Source organism: Amycolatopsis coloradensis, from assembly GCF_037997115.1.
In the GTDB taxonomy this organism is placed as follows: Bacteria; Actinomycetota; Actinomycetes; order Mycobacteriales; family Pseudonocardiaceae; genus Amycolatopsis; species Amycolatopsis coloradensis_A.
The window spans coordinates 1,030,951-1,054,403 of sequence record NZ_CP150484.1; the positions used below are offsets into that span (position 1 = coordinate 1,030,951).

General features: G+C 69.4%; 14 protein-coding genes. 3 read left to right on the plus strand and 11 right to left on the minus strand.

What is annotated here, in order from left to right:
• Positions 1-52: 52 nt before the first annotated feature.
• Positions 53-3,976, minus strand: a complete 3,924-nt coding sequence (locus tag LCL61_RS04630) for an alpha-(1->3)-arabinofuranosyltransferase (RefSeq protein WP_340685683.1) — start codon at positions 3,974-3,976, stop codon at positions 53-55.
• A gap of 31 nt (positions 3,977-4,007) precedes the next feature.
• Between LCL61_RS04630 and LCL61_RS04635 the strand changes: the two genes are divergently transcribed.
• Positions 4,008-4,775: a class I SAM-dependent methyltransferase gene (locus LCL61_RS04635; RefSeq protein ID WP_340685684.1), complete on the plus strand. Its 768-nt coding sequence runs from the start codon at positions 4,008-4,010 to the stop codon at positions 4,773-4,775.
• Here the strand turns inward: LCL61_RS04635 and LCL61_RS04640 are convergent.
• The 5 genes from LCL61_RS04640 to LCL61_RS04660 form a co-directional block, all read right to left on the minus strand.
• Positions 4,769-6,514, minus strand: a complete 1,746-nt coding sequence (locus tag LCL61_RS04640) for a hypothetical protein (protein WP_340685685.1) — start codon at positions 6,512-6,514, stop codon at positions 4,769-4,771. The two genes, LCL61_RS04635 and LCL61_RS04640, sit on opposite strands and share 7 nt — an antisense overlap.
• Positions 6,515-6,522: 8 nt before the next feature.
• Positions 6,523-8,106, minus strand: a complete 1,584-nt coding sequence (locus LCL61_RS04645) for a substrate-binding and VWA domain-containing protein (protein ID WP_425342030.1) — start codon at positions 8,104-8,106, stop codon at positions 6,523-6,525.
• 193 nt (positions 8,107-8,299) lie between these two features.
• Complete coding sequence (locus LCL61_RS04650) at positions 8,300-10,414, minus strand: EAL domain-containing protein (protein WP_340685687.1); 2,115 nt, start codon at positions 10,412-10,414, stop codon at positions 8,300-8,302.
• A 105-nt stretch (positions 10,415-10,519) separates the two neighbouring features.
• Entirely contained in the window at positions 10,520-11,569 is a 1,050-nt protein-coding gene (locus tag LCL61_RS04655; RefSeq protein ID WP_340685688.1) for an alpha/beta hydrolase, read from the minus strand.
• A 76-nt stretch (positions 11,570-11,645) separates the two neighbouring features.
• Entirely contained in the window at positions 11,646-12,989 is a 1,344-nt protein-coding gene (locus tag LCL61_RS04660) for a cytochrome P450 (RefSeq protein ID WP_340685689.1), read from the minus strand.
• A 172-nt stretch (positions 12,990-13,161) separates the two neighbouring features.
• Here LCL61_RS04660 and LCL61_RS04665 point away from each other — a divergent pair, with 172 nt between their 5' ends.
• Positions 13,162-13,974, plus strand: a complete 813-nt coding sequence (locus LCL61_RS04665; RefSeq protein WP_340685690.1) for an SAM-dependent methyltransferase — start codon at positions 13,162-13,164, stop codon at positions 13,972-13,974.
• An 81-nt stretch (positions 13,975-14,055) separates the two neighbouring features.
• On the opposite strand, the gene LCL61_RS04670 is transcribed toward LCL61_RS04665, so the two are convergent.
• Complete coding sequence (locus LCL61_RS04670) at positions 14,056-14,541, minus strand: hypothetical protein (RefSeq protein ID WP_340685691.1); 486 nt, start codon at positions 14,539-14,541, stop codon at positions 14,056-14,058.
• 122 nt (positions 14,542-14,663) lie between these two features.
• Between LCL61_RS04670 and LCL61_RS04675 the strand changes: the two genes are divergently transcribed.
• A complete protein-coding gene (locus tag LCL61_RS04675) occupies positions 14,664-17,354 on the plus strand; it encodes an AfsR/SARP family transcriptional regulator (RefSeq protein WP_340685692.1) in 2,691 nt (896 codons plus the stop codon).
• A 6-nt stretch (positions 17,355-17,360) separates the two neighbouring features.
• Here the strand turns inward: LCL61_RS04675 and LCL61_RS04680 are convergent, their stop codons facing one another.
• The 4 genes from LCL61_RS04680 to LCL61_RS04695 all read right to left on the minus strand — a co-directional run bounded on the left by LCL61_RS04680 (position 17,361) and on the right by LCL61_RS04695 (position 23,446).
• Positions 17,361-18,158 carry an alpha/beta hydrolase gene (locus tag LCL61_RS04680; protein WP_340685693.1) on the minus strand — a complete coding sequence of 266 codons (798 nt, stop codon included), beginning with the start codon at positions 18,156-18,158 and terminating at the stop codon, positions 17,361-17,363.
• A gap of 71 nt (positions 18,159-18,229) precedes the next feature.
• Complete coding sequence (locus LCL61_RS04685; protein WP_340685694.1) at positions 18,230-19,378, minus strand: epoxide hydrolase family protein; 1,149 nt, start codon at positions 19,376-19,378, stop codon at positions 18,230-18,232.
• A 161-nt stretch (positions 19,379-19,539) separates the two neighbouring features.
• The gene (locus LCL61_RS04690) at positions 19,540-21,882 is read right to left on the minus strand and encodes a polysaccharide lyase 8 family protein (RefSeq protein ID WP_340685695.1); all 2,343 of its coding nucleotides are present in this window, start codon (positions 21,880-21,882) and stop codon (positions 19,540-19,542) included.
• 103 nt (positions 21,883-21,985) lie between these two features.
• Positions 21,986-23,446 (minus strand): aldehyde dehydrogenase (NADP(+)), encoded by a 1,461-nt coding sequence (locus LCL61_RS04695; protein WP_340685696.1) that lies wholly within the window; start codon positions 23,444-23,446, stop codon positions 21,986-21,988.
• Positions 23,447-23,453: the final 7 nt, after the last annotated feature.

The window sequence follows — 23,453 nt, forward strand, 5'->3', positions numbered from 1 at the left end:
GTGTGTGGAAATAGGGACGTTCAGCGTCTCTATTTCCACACACCCCTCACGCTCAGTCACCCACGGGCTCGCGTCCACCGAACCAAGGCACACAAGTCGCCACCATCGCCGCCGCCGCCAGCAGCAGCGAAGCCTGGGTCATCGGACCGTAGGCCCACTCCTGACCGTGCCCCAGCAGCCGCCCCACCACCGCGACGAGCGTTCCCACGACCATGCCGCCGACAGCGAGGTACCGCGGCGCGCGTTCGCTGAACTGGCGGGCGAGCAGGACGGCGATCAGCAGCACGATCGGCAGCATCCCGCCCAGTACGGCCAGCAGTCCGATGAGGACCACCGGGACCACCCGCCCGGAGCCCGCCTCCACCGGAAGACGTCGCCGACGGGCAGGCCAGAGCGCACCGATCAGCACCAGCAGGATCGCGACCGCGCCGATCAGCAGACCCGACCGGTACTTCCAGTCCGGAGTGAACTCCAGCCGCACGACGCCACCGGAGCCGGCGGGCAGGATCCACGCCTGCTGCCAGCCGTCGACGCGCGTCTTCACCAGCGGAGTCCCGTTCAGCGAAGCGGCCCAGCCCGCGTTCGCGTTCTCCGGAACGGCCAAAATGGACTCCTCGCCGCCCGCCACGGTGACCGATCGGGACGTCGCGTCCCAGGACTCCACCGTGACGGCGCGATGCGCGGCGGGCGAAGCGGCCCGGCCGGCGGGTTTCAGCCAGAGATCCTGGACCACAAAGGACTCGGACCGGTCTGTCCGCAGTTCGTGTCCGCCCGCCGTCAGGTCGACGCCGCCCGCCGAATCGGGACACGCGGAGAGCGTCAGCGGCCGGTGCGCGACGAAATCGGCGAGGGTGCCGCGCACGGACGTGTCGTAGTCGAGGCCGTCCAGGCGGACGTTCGGGCCCGATCCGCAGGGTAGCGTGAATTCCGCTGCCGGGGTGGGGAGTTCGGCGCCGGTCAGGGACAGGCTCCCGATACCCAGCGAGTTCCGGGTCCGCTGGTCGTCGTCGAGACCGGCGAACGCGATCTTCAGCTGCGAGGTGTCCAAGGGGGCGAAGGTCGCGGCGCCGGAAGCGTCGAGTTCGACGGAGCGGCTCGACGTCGGTGTGGTCAGTTCCAACCGCGCGGGCGCGCCGGTGTCGGCCGCGACGCGGATTCCCGAGATCGTCTGGGGTTTCGCCCAATCCAGGGTCAACGTCGGCCGCAGGTCGGTGACGTCGGGCAGCCACGTGGTCGCGGGATTCCCGTCCACCGCGGCGAATCCGCTCGCCGAGGGATCCCCGCCCAGTTGCGAAGTCGCCGACACCTGCACGCCGGGCAAGGTCACCGGGAACCGGCCACCGCCGGCGGGCAGCACGGTGCCGCCGAACTCGTAGGCGCTCGGCGACGTCGTCGAGAACAGCCGCCGGATTCCGTCCGGTTCTTCACCGTCGCGGCCCGCGTTGGCATCGCAGCGGACATGCCCTCCGTCGGGCACGCACGCGTAACGCGGCTGCGCGCCCCTGGTGAACGCGAAGCCCGGCGCCGAACCAGGGCCGAGGTCGGCCGGGACTTCGAGCGCGCGTTGCGGGTCGACGCCGGGGATCGTCAGTTCCGAGATCCCGACGTTGCCGTCCTGCCTGCCGACCACGAGCGACAGCAACGTGATCCGCACCTTGCGCGTCACCCCCGCGGGCGCCGGGTAGGTATGCGCCCCCGCGCCCCGGACGACCTGGTGATCGACGGAACCGTTGTCCGTGGTGATCCGGATCCGGGTCGGCGGCCAGCCGACGCGGATGTCGTCGACCATCGCGAGATCCACCGAGTTCACCAGCCTCGGCGTATCGAGCTCGACTTCGAGCCATTCCCCGATCGGGCCGGTGAAACTCGACGAATGCCAAGCGGTGCGTGGATCCCCGTCCAGCGCGGCGAACGGCTGATGGCTCGGGTCCGAACCGCCGAACGCGTCCGCGAACGAAGCCGCCGTCGACGCGTTGACCGAACGGATCCCCCGGTAGGCGGCGACGGTCTGGTGCTGCTCGCCGGGGAACGGCAAGACGTCCAGCGCGGCTCGTTGCTGCCGCGCGGATTCCCCGGCGGTCAGGGTCTGGCTCAGGTTGTCCCGCACGCCGCCGACGTTGCGTTCGGCGCGACGCAGCCCGTCGGTGACCAGCCGCGGCCCGGTCGGCGAACCACCGTCCCCGGTCAGCACCGTCGGCGTGCCGGGGTCGAGCTGCCCGGAGTTCATCAGCGGCAGCAGGTTCTCCGGCCCGCCGCTCACCGTCGGGACGTCCTTCGCGGAAGTCGCGGTGACGAGCGGCACCGGCCGTTTCACCTCGAAGATCTCCAGCGGCCCGAACTGGGCCGACTTCTCGATCCCCGGCGACCCGGCCAGCCCGGCGCGCAACGTCGTGAAATCGGGCGCGCCGACCTTGGCGCGGTCGATGTCGCCGCGCAGCACCAGGAACCGGTAGCCCGACCGCGCGAGCAACTCCGCGAGCCCGGGATCCCCTCTGCCGTCGGCCAAAGCGGCGTCGACCGAGTCCATCAGGCGGGTGTTGCCCTCCGAGCCCAACGGCACATGATTGCGCACCGCCCACGGACTGTCCGCGATGGCCTGCGCAGGTTCGTCCACCGTGCGGCCCCAGTCGTACTCGCCGAACCCGGTCGCGGGCAGCAGCAGGGTACGTGTCGTCGCGTCGGTCTTGGCGACGTAGCCCATGGCGTCGTACCAGTATCCCGGCACTTCGTCCCAGCCCGGTCCTGGCCGCAACGTCAGCAACCACACCGGCGCGGCCATCGCCACCACCAGCAAGGCGCCCAGCGCGGGCCGCAGATTCCGGCGCGGCGCGGGCGCGGCGCTCGTGATGCCGTGGACGAACGCCAGCATCAACGGCAGTCGCAGCACCGGTTCGAACTTGTGCACGTTACGCAACGGCGCGAGCGGGCCGTCGAGCAGATGCCGCACCGGTTCCGCCAGCGGGCTGTCGAGCGTCCCGACATAGCCGACGGTCAGCAGCGTCAGCCCGGTCAGGACGCCGAGCACCAGGAAACGCCGTTCGGGCAGGCCACGCCGCGCGAGGCCGAGCAGCCCCACCGCGGCCACCAGCCCGGTGGCCGCCATCAGCACGGGATTGTCGATCAGCGCCCAGCCCGACGGCCACCACGGCGTGCCCTGCACGACGTAGGCGACCCACTGGTTCGTGCCGCGCAGCACCTCGAACAACGACATCGGCGCCGTGGTGTTGGTCGCGGATTCGATGTAGTCGAGGAACGGCAGGCTGTACTGGCCGAGCAGCACCAGCGGCAGGAACCACCACAGCACCACGCCGACGACGAAGACGAACCACCAGATGACCAGCGCGACGTGTGTGCTCCGCCATTTCCGGGTCAGCAACCACAACCCCGGGAGCACGAGCGCCATCACGACCATCGCGCCGTTGATCCCGCCCATGCACAGCACGGCGAGCGCGGACAACCCGGCGGCACGGCGCGGCGAGCCGATGCGGTCGGCGAGGATCAGCGGCAGCAGCACCCACGGCAGCAGGACGGCCGGTAGCATTTCCGAGGACAGCGAACCGATTTCGGTGACCATCCTCGGCGCGAGGGCGTAACCGACTGCTCCGATCAGCCGAGTCCGTTCGTTTCCTATTTTCAGCGCGCGGGCCACCAGCAGGGCGCCCCCGAAAGCGACCGAGAGCAGGATCGCGCACCACAACCGCTGCGCGATCCACACCGGGATCCCGACCGCCTGGCACAGCGCGAAGAACGGTCCCATCGGGAACAGGTAGCCGTACGCCTGGTTCTGCAACTCCCCCGCCGTCGCCTGGGGATTCCACAGGTGCAGCGCCCTGCCGAGGAAGGCGAGCGGATCCACGGCGAGATCGAGTTTCGTGTCGAAGGTCGTCCTGCCGGGACGCTGCACAAAGGACAGCACGGTCAGCGCCAGCACGATCCACGTGCTCGGCCGTTTCACGAGCGCCCCGGGGGTTACCATCCGGTAGATACTAGGCGGAAACGTGGCTACTATGCGCCTACCCATTCGTCCCCGCGACCTGAGCAGGTGCGTCATCACGCAGAAGCAAAGACCCCTGACGGACGGTTTCGAAGAAACGTGGTCGCTCGCCGAGCCGGTCAAAGGCTGGATGACCCGCGATCAGGGCCTGGCCTTGTGGAACGCGGCCCGCCGCCTGTCCGAAGGCGATCTGATCGTCGAAATCGGCAGCCACCAGGGCCGTTCGACGATCGTGCTCGCCAGTGCCGCCCGCACGGTCGGCGCGCGGGTGGTCGCCGTCGACCCGTTCGTCGACGGCCGCCTGTTCGGCGGATCGCCGACACGCCAACGGTTCGAGGCGAACCTGAGAAAGGCGGGTGTCGAGGACGTCGTGGAGCTCGTGGCGGAGTACAGCACGAAACTCCGCCCGACCTGGGACCGTCCGATCCAGCTGCTCTACATCGACGGCAAACACGACTACTGGACCTACACCGACGACCTGCGCTGGTCGGCCGACCTGGCCGATGGCCGGGAAATCCTGGTCCACGACTGTTTTTCGTCGATCGGCGTCACCCTCGGCACCATCGCCAAAGTCCTCTTCGGACGGCGCTACACCTATCTCGACCGCGCGACGTCGCTGGCCCGGTTCCGGCTCTCCCCACCGTCGTTCAAGGACAGGCTGCGCGTGCTCGCCCAGATGCCGTGGTTCCTGCGCAACGTCGGGATCAAGGTCCTGCTGCGGCTCCGGCTGGCGCCCGTGGCCAGGGTCTTCGGCCACGACAGCCCGTACGACCCCTACTGAGTGAGCGGCTTGCCGACGTCGACCTTCGCGAGACAGACGGGAGCACCCTTGGCGGACAACTGAAAGCCGATCTTGTCGAACAGGCCCTCGATCGGCAAATACATCGTGTGCAGGCCGGGCTGGAACCACACCGGCACGCGGAGTCCGTCGCGGTCCACGAACCCTTCGCCGCCGTCCGAGGTGAAATAGTCGATCCGCAGCAGGTGGCGGCCGAGAACGGGCGTGTCCAACGGAACGCGGACCAGGTGCTCGCCGACGGTGTACCCGCAGCCCGCCACCGGGCCGGGCACGCCGCGGGAAACCGGCTCCACACCGGTGATCGTCCGCGCGGTGCCCGCATCGTCCAAAAGGGACATCCGGCTCGTCGGCTGGTCGAACAGGAAGCCCGGGATCAGCCCCACCACCCGTGACGTGCGGGCGTTTTCGCCGAACCAGCCGTGCAGGACGTCGTTCGGCACCGCCGTGTCGAACAGCACGAGATCGGGATCCCGTTCGATCGAGGCCCGCGCGTTGGCGAGGAACTCACGGGAGTGGTCGAACCGCAGTCCGGGCGCCAGCCGGGAGAACCCCACGGCGGAACTCGCGAGCAGGGCGAGGCACAGCGCCAGGGCGATCGGGCGTTTCGCCGCGGACGGCACGATATCCGAAGGCCGGTCGAGCGGTCTCGGTTCCAGGAAGGCGAAAGCGAGACACAGCACGACGACGAGCGCCAGATCGGCGACGTAGCGGGGATCGCTGCCCAGTTCCGGGCCGACCTCGGTGAGCCGGGTGGCCGCCGAAAGCCCGATGTCCGCCACGAACACCAGCCCCAGCAGCAGCCACGCCTTCTTGGCCCGGAGCCCGCCCACGCGGATCCCGGCGACCAGCACCACGACGGCCAGGAGGAGCAGTGGAATCCGCACCGCCACGGGTGAAGCGGCGAACGTCGCCCCGGGCCCAGGGCCCGACCAAGGCCCGCCCACGAGTCCGGGGATCAGGGTGTCACCGAGCATCCGGCCCGTCATGTCCGCGACCGTGCCGACGGTGACCGCACCGCCGCCTTGCCCGACCTGGCTCGTGGTCAAGGCCAGGAAAACGACGGCGTAGCCCGCCAGGACGGCGGCGAGGACACCCATCAGCACGAGGTGACGGCGCAGGGAAATGCCGAGCAGCACGGTGATCCCGGCGATCAGCACCGGGATGAACACGGCCTTCTCGTAGAAGGCCAGCCCGAACACGGTCCAGGCAACGGTGGCGATCGCCCAGCGCCCACCGTCGGCGAGATACCGCACGTGCGCGTGGAGGGCGGCGGTGGCGGCCAGCAGTACGGGCGCGATCTGGATGGCGTACGCCCACCACAACGTCGGGACGAGCAGCAAGGTCGACGTCGTGAACATCGTGAACGGGACGAGAATCCCCCACCGGCGCCCGAAGCAGCGCACGAGTACCGCCCACAACAGCACCGAGGACGCCGCCTGCATCACCAGGACCGGCGCCATCAGCACGGCGAAGTTCAGGGGCGCCCACGCGGTCAGCACGTCGGCGAGCAGGAATCCGCCCGGCGCGAGATGGCCGTGGTAGTCCTGGAAGAAGTAGCCGAAGTCGAACGGGCCCGACTTCGCGGCGTGGTAGGTGATGACGAAATCGTCTTGTGCGAGGCTGCCGCGCAGGGCGGCCCACGCGTGCAGCACGAACGGGATCACACCGGCGGCGAACGCGGCCAATGTGACCGGCGAAGGTCTTTTCCCCCGGATAGCCACGGGTCGCCTCAATTCTTGCAGGTCGGCGGCTGGCACATGATCTTGCTCAGCGCCTGGTAGAAGACGTCCGAGATCTTCCTCGGATCGGGGGTGGTGAACGATTCCCCGCCGGTGGCGGTGGAAACCCGCCGCAGTTCGGACGCGTCGATATCCGGCCCGATGCCGATCCCGATGACGGGCAGCGGTTTCCTCGGGTCCTGGAGTTCGCCCAGTTCCTCCAGCAGCCGCGGCAGCCCGATCGTCTCGCCGTCCTCGTTGCGCCCGTCGGTGAGGACGACGACCAGGTTGATCCGGCCGGGTTTCCAGTTCTGCCTGGCGTTCTGGTACGCGGCGAGGATCGAATCGTAGAGCCCGGTCGCGCCACCGGCTTTCGGCCGCACGGCTTGCAGCCGCTCGACCCCGCCCGACGACTTCTGCTCGGCGATCGTCTTCATCGGCAACAGGATCCGATGGTCCTTGTCACCGTCCAATTTGGTCGAGAACAGCCACAACCCCAGCTCCGTGGAGGGTTTGAAGAGTCCGAGCCCCTGCGTCGCGGCCTGCAGGGTGAGCTCCATCCGGCTCTTCCCCGTACCCGGCACGGAGGCGGCCATCGAACCGGAGACGTCGAGCAGCACCTGGACCCGGGCGCTCAGGTTCGTCCCGGCCCAGGCCTGCAGCGCGGCGTACAGGTCGGTCACCGGCGGCGGTCCCGGCGGATGCGGCGCCGGGTCGGTCCGGCTGTCCTGCGCCCGCGGCACGGCGAACTGACCGCTGGGTGCCCGGAATCCTTCGTCGGCGAAGATGCTCCCGGCGAGCGGATCGAGCAGCAGCCGCAGAAAACGTTCCGCCGAGGTCCTCGACGCTTCGGATGCCTTGGGCAGCACGACATACGGGTAGTCGAACCCCTGCACCGGGACACCGGGGTACGCGGCGACCAGATTCCGTGCGAGTACCGCCTGTTCGGTCGCCGGGGCAGCCGCCGGGGCCTGGCCCGGCGCGGGGTTCAGCTTCCGCATGGCGGCGGTGAAGGCCGCGGCCGGATCGGGCTCCTTCTCGGTCAGCTTCCGCAGGGCGAGCAGGGTGCCGACGCCGAGCGGATCGCGCGCCGGGTCCGGGATCCCGACCGGGGAGCCGTCGAGGATCTCCTGCCAGGAGGGCGCCCTCCCCGGCCAGCCGAACCGCCGCGCGGTTTCGTCGGGAAGTCCCAGCACCACCGGGGAATTCGCCACCGACTGACCGGATTCCGGCAGGTTCCACGCGCCGGCGTCCCTGGCCTGCGACAACATCGTGCTCGACTCGGGAACCCAGACGTCGGGCCCGCCGGAGGCGGTGGTCCCGAGCAGATCGGCGACTTCGGCCGACTCGCGCGCGGTCACGTTGACACTGAAGCATTCTTCCTGCGGCACGGTCTTCGCGAGCCGCGTGAGCACCGGTGCCACGTCGGGCGCCGCGGTGATCTCGACCGGCGTCAGAGCGTCACAACCGTTGCCCGCCAACCGGGCCCGCAGATAGTCCACGCCCCACCAGGCACCGAGCGCGATCACCAGCAACAGGCTCAAGACGACGACGGGCGCGTTGAAACGCCCGCCACGCCTCGGGCCTACCTGCATGTGCATGCCTCCGAGGTGCGGGGTGAGGACCTGGGATGTTGCCCAATCCGCCCGCGAACGTCAACCCTCGGGTAACTTAGCGCCTTCGGCTGCGGCAAACGGCCTAACCGAAATCGTGTCGTCCGTCCGATCACGCGTGTCGTCCATCTGATCACGCGTGTCGTCCGCCTGATCACGCGAGATGAGCTTTCGCCTAACCGAAATACCTTCCGGCCCCGATGTGGGCACCGGCGTTCTGCCACCATCCCGCGTCGCCGGTCGAGTCGATCCCGTCCGCGATCACCGTCGCGCCCGCCATGGTCGCGGTATCGATGAGGTTCCGCAGCGAACGTTCCGCCAGTGGTTCCGTCCGCCGCTCCGCCAGCCGGGGCGCGATCCGGACCGTCCGCACGGGTACGTCGACGAGGCACACGACGTCACCGGCCGCGCCGAAGTCCTGCAGTTCCGCGTCCACGCCGATCTCGGCGAGGAGATGCAGGTTGTCGACCGTCTCGCCGAGTTCGGCGAGCACCGCGCCGGCGGGGAAGCCCAGCCGCAACCGTGACGGCCCGACTCCGGTCGCGGTCAGGATGGTCCGCACCGACCCGACGAGATCGGGATCCGCGGCCTGGTGCGGGGTCAGTCCCACGACCATCGGGAGCCTGTCGTCCGACTCCTCGCAGGCGGTGCGGATGAGCCATTCGCCCAGCGGCGTGATGAGACCAGTCTCGTCGGCGAAGCGGGCGCAGGTGTCGTGACCGATCCGGCCGTGGCGCGGGTGGTTCCACGCGAGCCTCGCCTCGATACCCGCCGGCCTGCTGTCCGCCAGCCAGGTCAGCGGCCGGAAGCCGACCTCGATCTGGCCGGTCTCCCAGGCGCCCGCCATGGAAACGGCCAAGCCGAACTCGTGCCGTTCCCTGATGTCGAGAACGGAATCGGACAGCGCCCACTGACGGTAGCCGTTGGCCTGCGCCCGGCGCAGCGTCATTCCGGAGACGCGCAGCAGCTCGTTCGGCGCGATGTCCCTCGGTGGCCGGTGCACGACCCCGACGCAGGCCGAGACCGCCACCCCGCTGCCGCTTTCGAGGTAGACCGGTTCGGAGAGCTCCTGGTTGATCATGCCGATGACGGTGGCGACGTCCGGGCTGGCCGCGGTGTTCTGGATGAAGATGCCGAATTCGTCGCCGCCGATCCTGGCGACGAGCGCGTCCTCGCCGCCGACGACGGCCCGCAGCTTCGCGGCGACGTTTTTCAGCAGGTCGTCGCTCTGTTTCTGGCCGAGCCCGCCCGCGATCAGGGAGAAACCGTCCAGGTCGAGGTGATAGACGGTGACGCCGAAGGACGGGTCGGCGTGCTGCAGTGCCCGTTCCAGGCGCGTTCCGAAGCACTGCCGGTTCGGCAGGCCGGTCAGCGGGTCGTGCAGGGCTTGACGGCTCAGCTGCCGCTGCAGCAACGAGACGTCCGTGTCCCCGTCGACCAGGGTGATCAGCTGCTGGGCCTCGCCAGCCGGGTCGCGGATGACAGCACCGGTGAAACCGGCCCACGTCGGTTCCTCGTCCTCGGCCACGAGTCTTCGCGACAGCTCGAGCCGCTGGCTCTCGCCTTCGAGCAGCTTCCGGTAGCCCTCGCGCAGTCCCTCGGCGTCGTCCGGATGCACGAGGTCGTAGAGGTTGAGCCCGGTCAGGTCCGCGACGGGCCGGTTCAGCATTTCGGCGAACGCGGGGTTCACCCGCTGGACGCGGCCGTCGACCCTGGTGACGGCCACGCCGGTGGCCGAACCGGTGAAGAGCTGTTCGAAACGTGCCTGGGTCAGCACCAGTTCGCGCCGGGTCTCGCGTTCGAGCGTGACCAGGGTGCGGCTCAGATCCTCTTGCTGTGTCTGGATGCTCTCGCGCAACGCCTCGCCGTAACCGGCCGCGAGCGCGCCGAGCACCTGCAACACCCGTTCGGGGAGCGACTTCACGCTCCGCAACTCCGGTTCGTGCAAGAGCCCCTTGCCGAGCACCTCCATCGTGCGGCGGAGGCTGTCCGGGCCGACACATCTGAGCGCGACGAGCCGCGCGCCGGCTTCGGCGGCCTGCGCGGGCTCGGCGTCTTCGCTCAGCACCGCCGCGAAGACCTCGTCCAGCAGAGCGGCGAAATGCTCTTCGATCTGCGCGTGGGTATACGGAAGATACGCCGTACCGGTGACCAGGTAAGCCCACTTGCGGGCCAGCGTGGCGCGGGTCGGCGCGGTGTTCTTCCGCTTCGGGGATGCGGAGGATGAAGTTCTCTTCGGGGCGTCCGGCGATACGGGGAACTCTTCGCCGTCCGAAAGTGGGGCAGTCACGTCCGCCGGTCCTGGGGTCGCTTTCGTATTCCGTGGTGGAGAAACATCTTCCACGATTCTCTAACCGTACTCACGGTTCGCCGATCATCCAATCGGGTGGTCACCCTACGGTACTGCAACTCCCACCTTGTCCCTCAGCCAAACGCGGGTGGCGTCCCGATATTCGGACGCGTTGCGGTGTAAGGCCAGCGAATGTCCGGCACCGGACAGAACATACGTGGAAAGCTGTGCCTCAGGCCGGTAGAACGGCGCTTCCGCCGGGCGCAGCGTCTCGCCGCTCGAGCAGTCCCGAAGCGCGAAAAGGCCGCAGAACAGGATGTCCTTCGAGCCGACCGCCTGGAGAACCGGCACCCGGATCGCTTTCGTCGCGGGCAGCACGATCCCGAACACGGCGACCGTTCCCATTCCCGGGACCGAAACCTGATCCTTGGTCGCCTCGTCGGCTTCGATGACCCGGGGGTCGGCATTTTCCGTCGCGTAGAACAGTCCGGCACGTGCACCCGGTTTCGTCGTGAAATACAGCGGATCGCTGCCGAGCGAACCGAGTTTCCCGTCGGTGAACGCGGGCTGGAGGCCGAAGAGCACCCCGAAGGTCAGCGCGGGGACCGATGGCAGATGCGTCATTCCGGTGAGGATCACGCCGTCCACGTCCTGATACGTCGAGGCCTCGGCCGCGACGATGCCGGAACCGACCGAATGCCCGACGATCACGACCTTCTCGAACGGCGCGCCGCCGATCCGGCCCGCACGCAGATGGCCGATCACCTCGTGCATCGAGCGCGCCAGCACCGGCAGCAGGAGCGGAAGGCTGGACGGTTTGCTGCTCCCGCCCGTACCGAGCTGGTCCGCGGCGAAGGTCGCGTAACCGTGCTTGGCCATGTCCCGTTGGTACGAATAGCGATCCGGGTCGTAAGGCAGGTCCCAGTAGGCGCTGTTGTAGGTACCGCCGTGCACCAGCAACTGCACCGCCTCGGGCACCGGGCCGTCGGGCAGGCAGAGCCGGCCGTGGACCGTGGCGGGTTCGCCGAGCGGGCCGGTGACCGGCAGATCCAGATCGGAACAGCGGACGTCGACGGCTTCGGCCGGAGCCGCGACCAGGAAACCACCGAGGAGCACGCAGCAGGCGGCCACCGCCGTGGCCAGTTTGAGCGGCATTCTCACAGAACCCTCTCCGGAATCGGGACGCTCGGAAGGAGCATGAACCCTACACGGGGTGATCGGACGCTCACCGTCAGCCCGAGGTTCTCGGCCGCGCGATCATCGGCAACCGGTTCGGCTGCATCGTCGCTTTGATCTTCGGAAAGACCTTCACACCCGGTACCGGTTCCATCCGCCACCGGGCGCCGATCGTCGCCGCCACCAACGCGATCTCGGTGGGTGCGAACTGATGTCCGGGGCACAGCCGGGCGCCGGCGCCGAACGGGATGAACGCGCCCTTCGGTACCTCCGCGGCGCGCTCCGGCTCCCAGCGATCCGGGTCGAACCGTTCGGGATCGGGGAACCAGCGCGGATCGCGGTGCAGCGTGTGCTGGCTGACCGCGACCTCGGTACCGGCGGGGATGCGCACGCCGCCGAGTTCGACGTCCTCGCGCGCCCGCCGCATCAGGATCACCGGCGGGGTGCGGCGGACGACCTCGTTGATGATCCGCTGCGTGTAGACCAGGCGCGGCACGTGTTCGAACCGCGCGGGCCCGCCTGCCAGCACCTCGTCGACCTCCGCGTGGAAGCGGCGCTCGATCTCCGGCCGCGCCCCGATTTCGTGGAAGAACCACGCGAGCGCGACGGCCGTCGTCTCGGCGCCGGTGGTGAGGATCGTGATGACCTCGTCCTCTACTTGACGGTCGGTCATCTTCTCGCCGGTCTCGTCGTCTTCGGCCAGCAACAACATCGACAGCAGGTCGCCCTGATCGCCGCCCTTCCCGCGCGCCTGGACGACGGCGTCGCCGATGACCCGCCGCAGGCGTACGGCCGCCGCGTCGAACTCGCGGTTCGCCGGGATCGGCAGGCGTTCCGCGAACTTCGGCGAGAACGCCCTGACCATGACGTACTTCAACATGATCGGGATCGACCGCCGGATCTCGGTGAGCGCGTCGTCGCCGAGTTCGGTGGAGAACAGCGTGCGCCCGGAGACGGTCAGCGCGAGATCCTGCATGCGCCGGTCGAATTCGACCACTTCGCCCGGTTTCCACGCGTCCGCAAGGTCTACAGCGACCTTCGTCATCGTCGTCTCGGCGTAGAGCGCGATACGGCTTCGCTGGAAGGCGGGCAGCATCATCCGTCGTTGCCGCTGGTTGAAGGCTCCGTTGGAGGTCGCGAGCCCGTCGCCGAACAACGGCCGCATCTTGTCGAACACGATGCCTTTGTCGAACTTCGCCGCGTCGACGGCGAGCAACCGCCAGGCCAGTTCCGGCGTGGTGACCAGGTAGACCGGCATCGGGCCGAAGTCGAGCCGCACGACGTCGCCGTGCGATCGCAGTGAGGACAACAGTTTCACCGGATCACGCAGCATCGGCACGGTATGTCCCAGCAGCGGCCACCGGCCTGGTGCGACGGCGACGTCCGGAGGTGGTTCCATCGTGCTCGTCTCCCCGGTGACTGGGCGCTGAACCCAGCCACCTTAGGGCCACGAGGCCGCGAAGGCGGCTCCGCCGTCGGACATCCACACGATCGGACGATGGCGGCCAGGTCCCGTGAGCCCGCTAGACTCCTGTGCCCCAACGGATCCCAACCGAACGGCGGCGACGACGGTGACTTCGAACCTGAGCTGGGTACCCCCCGAGGTCGACACGACCGTGCCGAATCCCGCCCGGGTCTACGACTACTGGCTCAACGGCGACCACAACTTCCAGGCCGACCGTGTCCTCGGCGAGCAGATCCTGAAGATCATGCCAGGGATCCGCGACGCGGCCCGCCTCAACCGGGCGTTCCTCCAGCGCGCCGCGCTGCACATGGTGGACGCGGGCGTGCGGCAGTTCCTCGACATCGGCTCCGGCATCCCGACCGTCGGCAACCTCCACGAGATCGTCCAGCGGATCGACCCGTCCTGCCGGGTGGTCTACGTCGACCGCGAGTCCGTCGCCGTGGCCCACGCCAAACTGCTGCTGCGCGGCAACGACCGGTGCGCGGCGATCCAGGCCGACCTCCGCGACGTCAACGACATCCTCGACGCTCCCGAAACGAAGGAACTGCTGGACCTCGACCAGCCGGTCGGCCTGTTCATGTTGCTGCTGCTGCATTTCGTGCCGGACTCCTGGGATCCGCACGCGATACTGGCCCGCTATCGGGAGCGAATCGCCCCCGGCAGCTTCCTCGCCATCTCGCACGTCGCCGCCGACGCGAACTCGAGCGGCCTCGACGAGGCCATCGAGGCGTACAAGAGCACCCAGAACGACCCCATCCCCCGGACCCACGACGAGGTGCTTTCGTTCTTCGCCGGATTCGACGTCGTCGAGCCCGGCGTCGTCGGCTGCGCGATGTGGAACCCCCAGGGAGCCGGCGACATGTCCGAGGACCCGGAGATCAACGCGTTGCCGTACGCCGGGGTGGGCCGGAAACCCTGAGCCCCGATGTCATGAAAGGGTCGTTCAGGACATCTTTCGTCCTGAACGACCCCTTCATGACCTTTCCCCCCTCGCCCGGGATCAGGGCACCACGTCGGTCACGGTGTCCTTGATGACCAGCCACTTGCCGTGCTCACGCACCAGCGTCAGGCTGATCGTGTAGTGCCGGTCGATGTTCTGCGACGGAGCCTTGTAGTAGGCGTCGAGGATCGCGTAGCCCATCTTGCAGCCCTCGACGACGGTGTGGGTCACCGTCCACGGCATGCTCCACTCGTACGGGAGCTTGAACTGCACATCGACCACCGGGTCCACGTTGGCGTCGTAGCCGATGATCGTCTGGCCCTTACGGCCGATGGTGACCATGTTCTGGTGGATGATCGCCCGGTAGCGGGCCTCGTCGCGTTTGTTGAAGCTGTCCATGTCCTCCCAGACCGCGCGGTCGAACGCGCGCTGACAGGCCTGCCGCTCCGTCTCCGCCTGCTGCTCGCCGGCCGCCGCGGCGGGCACGCCGATTCCCGCCGCGGCCACGACCAGCCCGGCCAACGCCGCGTAATACCGCTTGCGCATGGGTTCTCCTCATCACGTCCCGTATTCCGTCCTCAGCAGGTTCGCCCGGCGGCGCATCACAGCTGCATCACTTCCGCACCGGCGCGGGCAGGCGGCCGGTTAACCTCGCGGAAGGGGGTGCGATGGAGTTTCGGATACTGGGCCCGGTGCAGTGCCGCAGCGGCGCGCGGGCGCTGAAGCTGGCGGGCTCACGGCAGGAGCGGATCCTGGCCGCGCTGCTGCTCGGCGCCGATCGCGTAGTCTCGGTCTCCCGGCTGGTGGACGTCGTCTGGGACGAGGATCCGCCCGCCACGGCCACCCGGCAGATCCGCAATCTCACCACCGCGCTGAAACGCGCACTCGTCGCCGAGGGCGCCGACGACGACGTCCTGACCTCCGAAGGCCCCGGCTTCGTCCTGCGCCCGCGCGCCTTCGATCTGCGCACGTTCGAGGAGCACGTCTCGCGCGGCGAGTTCCGTGAAGCACTCGCGTGCTGGCACGGCCCGGCTCTGTCCGGTGTGGACAGTATGGCACTGCGCGGCGAGGCCGAAGAACTCGACGAGCGTCGTCTGTCCGTTGTGGAGCGTTGCCTCGACGAAGAGATCTCAGCCGGGGAGGACACCGTCGCTGAACTGACGGCGCTGGTCGCCGAACACCCGCTCCGGGAGCCGTTCGCCGGGCTGCTCATGCGCGCGCTGCACCAGCAAGGCAGGCAGGCCGACGCGCTGAACGTCTACCGGCAGGCGCGGACGCGGCTGGTGGAGGAACTCGGGATCGAACCCGGGCCGAAGCTGCGCGAACTCTACGAGCGGATCCTCCGCGACGAGCCGGAATACGGCAAGACCCGGTGCTTCCTCCCTTACGACGTCCCGGATTTCACCGGCAGGGAAGCCGAGATCGGCCGTCTGCTCGACACCGTCCGGCTCGGCCGCCCGGTGGCCGTCGACGGGATGGCCGGTGTCGGCAAGACCTCGCTCGCCGTCCACGTCGCGCACCGGCTCGCCGCCGATTTCCCCGACGGGCAGCTGTTCGTGGATCTGCACGGGCATTCCCCCGCCCGTGAACCGCTCTCGCCCGAGGCCGCGCTCGAAGCCCTGCTCGGCCAGCTGGACATCCCGGCGAGCAGGCTCCCCGGCGGCGTGGAGCGGCGGGCCGAGCTCTGGCGCGCCCGAACGGCGGGCCGGTCACTGCTCGTGGTGCTCGACAACGCCGCGAGCGCCGAACAGCTGAGACCGTTGGTGCCGGGTTCCGCCACGGTCGCGCTCGTGGTCACCAGCAGGCGCCGGCTGGCCGCGGTCGACGGTGCCGCGTCGATCAGTCTCGAAGTCCTGCCGGACGAACAGGCGAGCGCCCTGTTCGCGGCGGCGTCCGGACGACCCGGCTCGGGCGTGGCCGCGTTGTGCGGGAACCTGCCCCTGGCGATCCGGATCGCGGCGGCCCGGTTGCAGCATCGTCCACAATGGACTGTTGAGCACCTGGCCGAACGGCTGGGCTCCGAACACGACAGGCTGGCCGAGCTGAAGGTCGCCGGACGTGACGTGGCCGCGGCCTTCGCACTGTCCTATCGGGAACTCGACGCCGCGCAGCAGCGCATGTTCCGTTTGCTGGGAGGGAATCCCGGCACCGACATCGGAGTACCCGCGGCGGCCGCGCTGGCCGGTACCGGCGAGCACGAGGCCGAACGGCTGCTGGAGGACCTGCTCGACGCCCACCTGCTCAGGCAGCCCGCACTGGGCCGCTACGCGTTCCACGACCTGATCGCCGAGCACGCCCGCACCGTCGCGCGCGACGAGGAATCGGGTCCGGCGATGACCAGGCTGCTCGATCACTACCGCGACGGCGGCGGCCCCGGCTGGTACCGCGAGGAGCGGGCGAACCTGGTCGCGGTGACGCGCCACGCGCTCGACACCGGTCTCGACGAGTACGCCTGGCGGATCGCCGAGGACACCACGGAACACCTTCGGGAATGCGGGTATCTCGACGAGTTGCTCGCCGTGGCGCGGACCGGGGTCGCCGCCGCCCGCCGGATCGGGGATGCGCACGCGCTCCAGCTGAGCCTGGCGAGCCTCACTCTGGCGTTCTGGGAGAACGGGCGGCTCACCGAGGGGATGGACTGCGCCATGGAGCGGCTGGACGTCGTCCGGAGATCCGGCGATCGCGCGGCCGAAGCGATCGCGCTCTCCCGGGCGGGCGCCCTGCACAGCATGCTCGGCCACTACGCCGAAGCGATCCGGTTCTACCGGGGCGGCCTGGCTGTCGCGGACGGCGACACCGACGCCGCCGCGACGCTGTGGACCAACCTCAGCAACACGCAGGAGGTCCTCGGCGACTTGGCCGGCGCGCTGGAGTCGGCCCGGCGGTCGGTGGCGCTGCGCGAGGACGACCGCGGCACGATCCTGAGTTCGGCCCAGCTCGGCCTCGTCCTCGCCCGGCTCGGCCACTTCGACGAAGCCTTCGCGACCATCGAGCGTTCGATCGGCTCATCGCGGGAACTCGGGTACCTGTTCGGTGAGGCGTGGAGCCGGATCGACCTCGCCGACGCCCTGCTGCTCGCCCATCGTCCGGGCGACGCGCGTGAGCAGGCCGGACGCGCGTGCGCGATCCTCACCCGGCTCAACCATCCGCTGTTGCTGGCCATGGCGGCGAACAGCCTCGGAACCGCCTGCCTCGCGGCCGGCGAGACGACGACGGGCCTGCGGCAGCACCGGCTCGCGCTGGAAACGGCGAGGCGGGTCGGCTACCGGCTGCAGGAAGCCCGCGCCCTGGCCGGGTTGGGACAGACCCGCGCCGCACGAGACCATTACGCGGCGATGGGCCTGTCCCCGAACCGCTGAAGGTCGTCACCTGAGGAATCCGGTGAGCAGGTCGCGCAAGGTGTCCGGCTGGTGGAGGACGCCGTGGTCCTGCCCATCGACGGTGGCGTAGCGAGCGCCGTCGACCGTGTCCGCGACCGCGCGGGCGCCTGCCCGCATCCAGGCGTCGCTCTCGCCGCCGTCGATGACGAGCGTGGGGACCGCGATCTTGGCCAGCCTGTCCGCGGGCAGCACGTTGCCCGGACCGCAGAGCGCGAGGTCGTAGGGCAGTGTGTGGGCGAGTCCGGTGAACCACGCCCAGAACGCGTCGTCCCGCATCCCTTTCACGACCTCGGCCGGGGTGGCCGTCCCTTCGACCAGGAAGAGCTCGGCCGCGCCGTCGCGGTCGCCGTCGGCGATCAACGCCCGGACGCGGTCGAAGAGGTCGGGCGCGGGCCGCGTACGGCTGTCGTCGACGACATACGGCGGCTCGTACACGGCGAGGCTTGTCATGGCGACGCCTCTGGCCGCCGCCTCCAGCCCCAGCACGGCACCCGACGAGTGCCCGAACACCGCCGCCGAACCGCCGACGTGCTCGATCAGCGCGGCGAGGTCCTCGACCTCGCGCTCCACCGAATAGACGGCGCCCGCGCCGCTGTCGCCCCGCCCGCGCCGGTCGTAGGCGATCACGGTGAAGTGCGGGGCCAGTGTCGCGGCCAGGCCGGCGACGGTCGTCCGGTCGTTGAACGCGCCGCCGACCAGGATCACCGGCGCGCCCCGTCCCGTGCGCTCGAAGGCGATCGCGGTGCCGTCAGCCGAGGTCACGGTCTCGAACGAGGTGGTCATCAGGTTCCTCCATGGGGTCGCTCGCACTTTAGCTTCGTCCCCAGGTCGGAGCCGACGACCACCGCTCGACATCACATCCGGATATTTCCGAAGAATTCGCGGAGTTCGGTCACCACGTCGTCCGGGACGGCCATCGCGACCATATGGCTGGGGCTCTCGTGATCCGCCCAGCGCACGATGTCGTTCTTGCGGGTGGCGATCGTGCGCAGCGCGGACGGCCCGCCGTGGGAGACGCCGGTCGGCACCACGGTCTGGTCGATCGGCATCGCGGCCGCTCCCTCGTAGTACGGCCACAGCGAGGTGCCACCGGTCCCGGTCAGCCAGTACAGCGTCGCGTTGGTGAGCAGCAGGTCGCGGTCGATCGGCTCGGCGGGCGCCGCGCCTTCGGGCCAGCCGTCGAACTCCTTGAACCGTTCGACCAGGTACGCCAGCTGCGCGACCGGCGAATCGAGGAAGCCGAAACTGAGCGTCTGCGGCCGGTTCGTCAGGTACGGCGCGTATCCGCTGCCGCCCGCGAAGCGCTCCATCAGGCCCGCCAGATCGGCCTGATCCTGTTCGGTGAGCCCGTCGAAGTCGGCCGGATCGCCCATCGGCACTCCCAGGCCGGACGTGATGTGCGAGCCGATGACGTGCTCAGGCGCGTGCACCGCGAGGCAGGGCGTCACCAGCGCGCCGGCGTCGTTCCCGTGCGCGCCATACCGTTCGTAACCGAGACGGCTCATCAGTTCCGCCCAGGTCCGCGCCACCCGCGCGATGTCCCACGGCCGCTCGTCGGCCGGCTCGGGAAACGGGGAGAAGCCGAAGCCCGGCAGAGACGGCGCGACGACGTGGAAGGCGCGTGACGGGTCGAGACCGTGGGCTCGCGGGTCGGTGAGCGGGCCGAGTACGTTCAGGAACTCGGCGATCGAGTTGGGCCAGCTGTGCGTCATGATCAGCGGGATCGCGTCCGGTTCCGGCGACCGGACGTGCAGGAAGTGCACGCGCTGGCCGTCGATCTCGGTGAGGTACTGCGGGAATTCGTTGAGCTGCTTCTCCCACGCACGCCAGTCGTAGCCGTCTCGCCAGTATTCGGCCAGGTCCTTGAGGTAGGCGACGGGGACGCCGCGGCTCCACTCGGCACCGGGCAGCGCCGACGGCCAGCGGGTGCGGGCGAGCCGGTCGGTCAGGTCGTCCAGATCGGACTGCGGGATGTCGATGCGGAACTGCTCGATGTCGGTCATGAGATGACCGTAGGGGTCATTCAGGTCAGAACGTGACCTAAATGACAGTCGGCCGGGATCCCGGCGTGCTCGTGGTCAAGGCGTGTGGCGAAGGGGACTTTCCCCGCATCGGATGCGACGAAAGTCCCCTTCACCCCACCCCAAGCCCCGCATTCAGTCGACTAAACGCGGACGACCTGCGTGGCGCCGAACGTGTCCTTCACCGGCACCTCGACGGTCTTCCGCCGCACGGTCACGCGCAGGACTTCCTGCCGCTGCGTCGGGTCCGAAACGGCCATCCGCCAGCCGTCGCGGGTCCGCCCGAGCGCCACCGACGCCGGACCGGACACCGACACCTCGTCGACGGAGCCCGCGGCGAAGAAGTTCGCCAGGAGGGTCGCGTCCCACAGCCGGACGGCCTGCACGGTCGCGGTGTTGGACCGCACACGCCACGACCAGGCCGAGGCGATCGTCTCCAGCACCGACGCGGTGGGAAGGACGGCGTAGGCGTAGCTCGCGTTCGACGGCTTGGCCCCGTGTTCGATGACCAGCTTCTGGTAGCGCCGCGTGTACGGCACCGTGGTGCCCTTGGTGTTGGCGCCCTTGTCGATGTCGCGCCAGGTCCCCGTCCGGTCCTCGCGCAGCGCGGTGACCTCGGCGTCGTCGAGCAGGACGTAGCCGCCGACCTTCTCCAGATGCAGCCATCGCCTGCGCCGCAGGGACTCCGAGCCGTCGACGAGATGGCCATCGGCCAGCAGGACACCGGAGCCGTTCTCGCCGAGGTTGCGGTTCTCGATCGTGGTGCGGATCCGCTCACCGGAGGAGTCGGTGATCCCGGCACCGAGGCACAGCACCCCCGACGGCGTGAAGAACCACGACTTCTTCGCGGTCAATGTGCCGTCTTGGGAGATGAAGTCGAGGGCGTGCGCGCCGTGCCGCGCGTCCCAGCGGACACCACCGCAGTGATCCTTGCTCGTCAGCGGCACCGACTCCAGCTTCGGGGGCGGACCGCTCTTGGTGGTGGTGCCCGGCGGCGCCAGCGCGTCGACCGTCGGCCAGTAGGCGTCGGTGAAATGGCCCTTCGCCTTGGGCAGGAACAGATACAGCGAACCGTCGCCGACGTACCAGCCGTGCAGGTTCATCGAGTTGATCGACTCGTACCGCGAAATCCGGGTCGAGGCGACGCCGAGCGAGGCCGACCAGCCTTCGGTGATGTGCACCATCCGGTCCTGCTGGCCGAAAACGCGATGCGTCGCGACCGTCGGTGCCGGCCGGATCTTCGTCGCCAGCAACTCCTGTGCGAACTCGATGCCGGGGATGCCGACGAGGTCCGGCCCCGGCGCGAACCGTTCGGGATCGGGAATTTCGAGGTACGGCGCGAAAGTGTCTTCGGTGATCCACTTCGCGGCGAGGCCGCCGAGCTCTTCCTTGCGCTTCCCGCTCGCCGACCGCGCCAGCAGGACCACGGCGCCGGTGAGCTGGTGCCCGATGTCGTGCGCGGATTCCCCTTGCCGCGAAAGGAACCGGCCGCGGACCGACTCCATCAGCGCCCCCGCGTAGACGAACGGCGCGAACGTGTCGGAGACCAGCGCGTACGTCGCCTCGCGCACGTCGGCGGGCAGCGCGAACTCCGTGCCCTTGGTGACGTGGATGGCGGACGCGACCGCGGTGAGCAGGATGATCCCGTAATGCCCGGGATACGGCACCGAGTCGTGCTGCAGGAACGAGCCGTCGGTGTGGAAACCGTCGCCCGCCGCGCGGTGGAGTTTGGCGATGACACTCGCCGCTCCCCCGCCTTCGACGTCGGTGAACGCGCCGACGCCCCGCTTGATCCGTTCGACGTCGCCGAGCATCGCGCCGGAGACGATGGAGATCGTCGACTTGTCCGCGCGGTTGGCGCCGGTCTCGACGACGCTCGGGTTGTTGGTGCGGCGGTTCGGGTCGCCGGAGAACTTCAGCACCGGCTTCAGGTACTTGGCGAGTTCGTCCTCGGTCAGTTCGTCGGCGACCGTCGCGAGGATGTGCAGCAGGTAGAGCGGGATGCCGATCTCGTAGGTGTACCAGTTGCCGATCTCGGCGGTCTTCTCGCTGTACTGATCGCTGGTGTACAGCAGTTCCAGCGCGCCCTTGATCCGGGCGAGCACGGCGGGATCGCCTGCCAGCGCGCCTCCCGAGGTCCCCCAGTTGACCGCGATCGCGCGGAGCCGCGCGTACATCGACGTCGTGAACTCGCTGCCGGGACCGAGCGGGAGGTCTTTCCACAGTGGACCACCGCCGACCGTCATGCTGTCGTGGTAGGCCTTCGCGACCCGGTCCAGGTTCGCCAGCGCGGCGGTGCGTTCCGCCGAGGGCCGGTTGATCCCGATCTGCAGTTCGCGATAGCCGGTGACGATGGAGGCCGAACCCGGAGCCGCGGGCCGCGCTGACGAAGGGCTCGCGAGAGCGGTCGTGAGCGCCACCGAAGCGGCCGCTGCCGCGCCTCCCCTCAAAGCCGTTCTCCTGTCGAAGTGACCGAATCCGGACATGACGGTGCCTCCCAAGGGGGTCGAGACGTATCAAGGGCGGCGGCGGGTGGTGGGTCTCGTGAGTGGTAAGGACGGTTCTAACCGTCCTCACCACTCACGAGGTTTACTGGCGTTTCCCGTCGATCCTGCGGGGCAGGTCCCACGGGTTGTTCTCCTGCAACGGTTCTGGCAGCAGCGCGTCGGGGAAGCCCTGCCAGGCGACCGGTCGCAGGAACCGCTCGATCGCGGCGGTGCCGACCGAGGTGCTGGTCGGCGCGGTGGTCGCCGGGTAGGGACCACCGTGTTCCTGTGCCCAGGTGACCGTGACCCCGGTCGGCCAGTCGTTCCACAGCAGACGACCGGCGACCCGGGTCAGCGACGGGAGCACCGGACGGATCCAGTCCACATCGGACTCTTCACCCTGGATGGTCGCGGTGAGGCCGGGTTCCATCACGCCGAGCAGGCTGATCAGTTCGTCCTGATCTGCGTAGGTGACGATCAGCGACGCGGGGCCGAAGCATTCCTCGCGGACGGTGTCGGCGTCGGCCAGGAAGGCCTTGGCGGTGGTGGCGAGCAGGGTCGCACCGTGCGAGATCCCTTCCGCGCCACCGGATTCCGACAGCACCTCGACACCGGCGACGTCGCTCAGCTTCGCCAGCCCGTCGGCGAATCCGGCCGCGATACGCTCGTTGAGCATCGGCTGCGCCGGGATCGCCGCGACGGCCTCGCGCAGCGTGTCTTCGAGGCCGTGGCCCTCGGGCAGGAACAGCAGCCCCGGCTTGGTGCAGAACTGGCCGGCACCGAGGGTGAACGAACCCGCGTAGCCCTTGGCGATCGCTTCACCGCGCGCGTCGATCGCGGCCCGCGTGACGACGACCGGGTTGACGCTGCCGAGTTCACCGTAGAACGGGATCGGCGACGGCCGCGAGGTCGCGATGTCGAACAGCGCGCGCCCGCCCGGCACCGAACCGGTGAACGACGCCGCCTGGATCCTCGGGTCCTTCAGCGCCGTGACGCCGTTCTGCTGGCCCTGGATGACCGCGAAGATCCCTTCCGGCGCGCCGGCCCCGACCAGCGCTTCACGCAGGACGTCGCCGGTGCGGGCGGACAGCTCCGGGTGCCCCGAGTGCGCCTTGAGCACGACCGGGCAACCGGCGGCCAGCGCGGACGCGGTGTCCCCGCCCGCGACACTGAACGCGAACGGGAAGTTGCTGGCGGCGAACACCAGCACCGGCCCGATCGGGGTGAGCAGCCGCCGGATGTCCGGCCGCGGTCCCATCGGCCACGCGGCGTCCGCGTGGTCGACGGTGACGCCGAGGAACGCGCCGTCGGCCAGCACCTCGCCGAACAGGCGCAGCTGGAAAGTCGTGCGCTTCAGCTCTCCCTGCAGTCGCGGCGAGGCCGGGAGATGCGTCTCCCGGCTGGCCAGCGCGATCAGCTCGTCGGCGGCCGCGTCGAGGGCGTCCGCGGCGGCGTTCAGCCATCCGGCGCGCTGGGCTGGGGTCGCGGCCGCCGTCGTGCCTGCCGCATCGGCGGCGGCCGCGAGGATCTGTTCGAGCGTGGCGGGATCCGTTGCCTGGCTCATTTTCTTG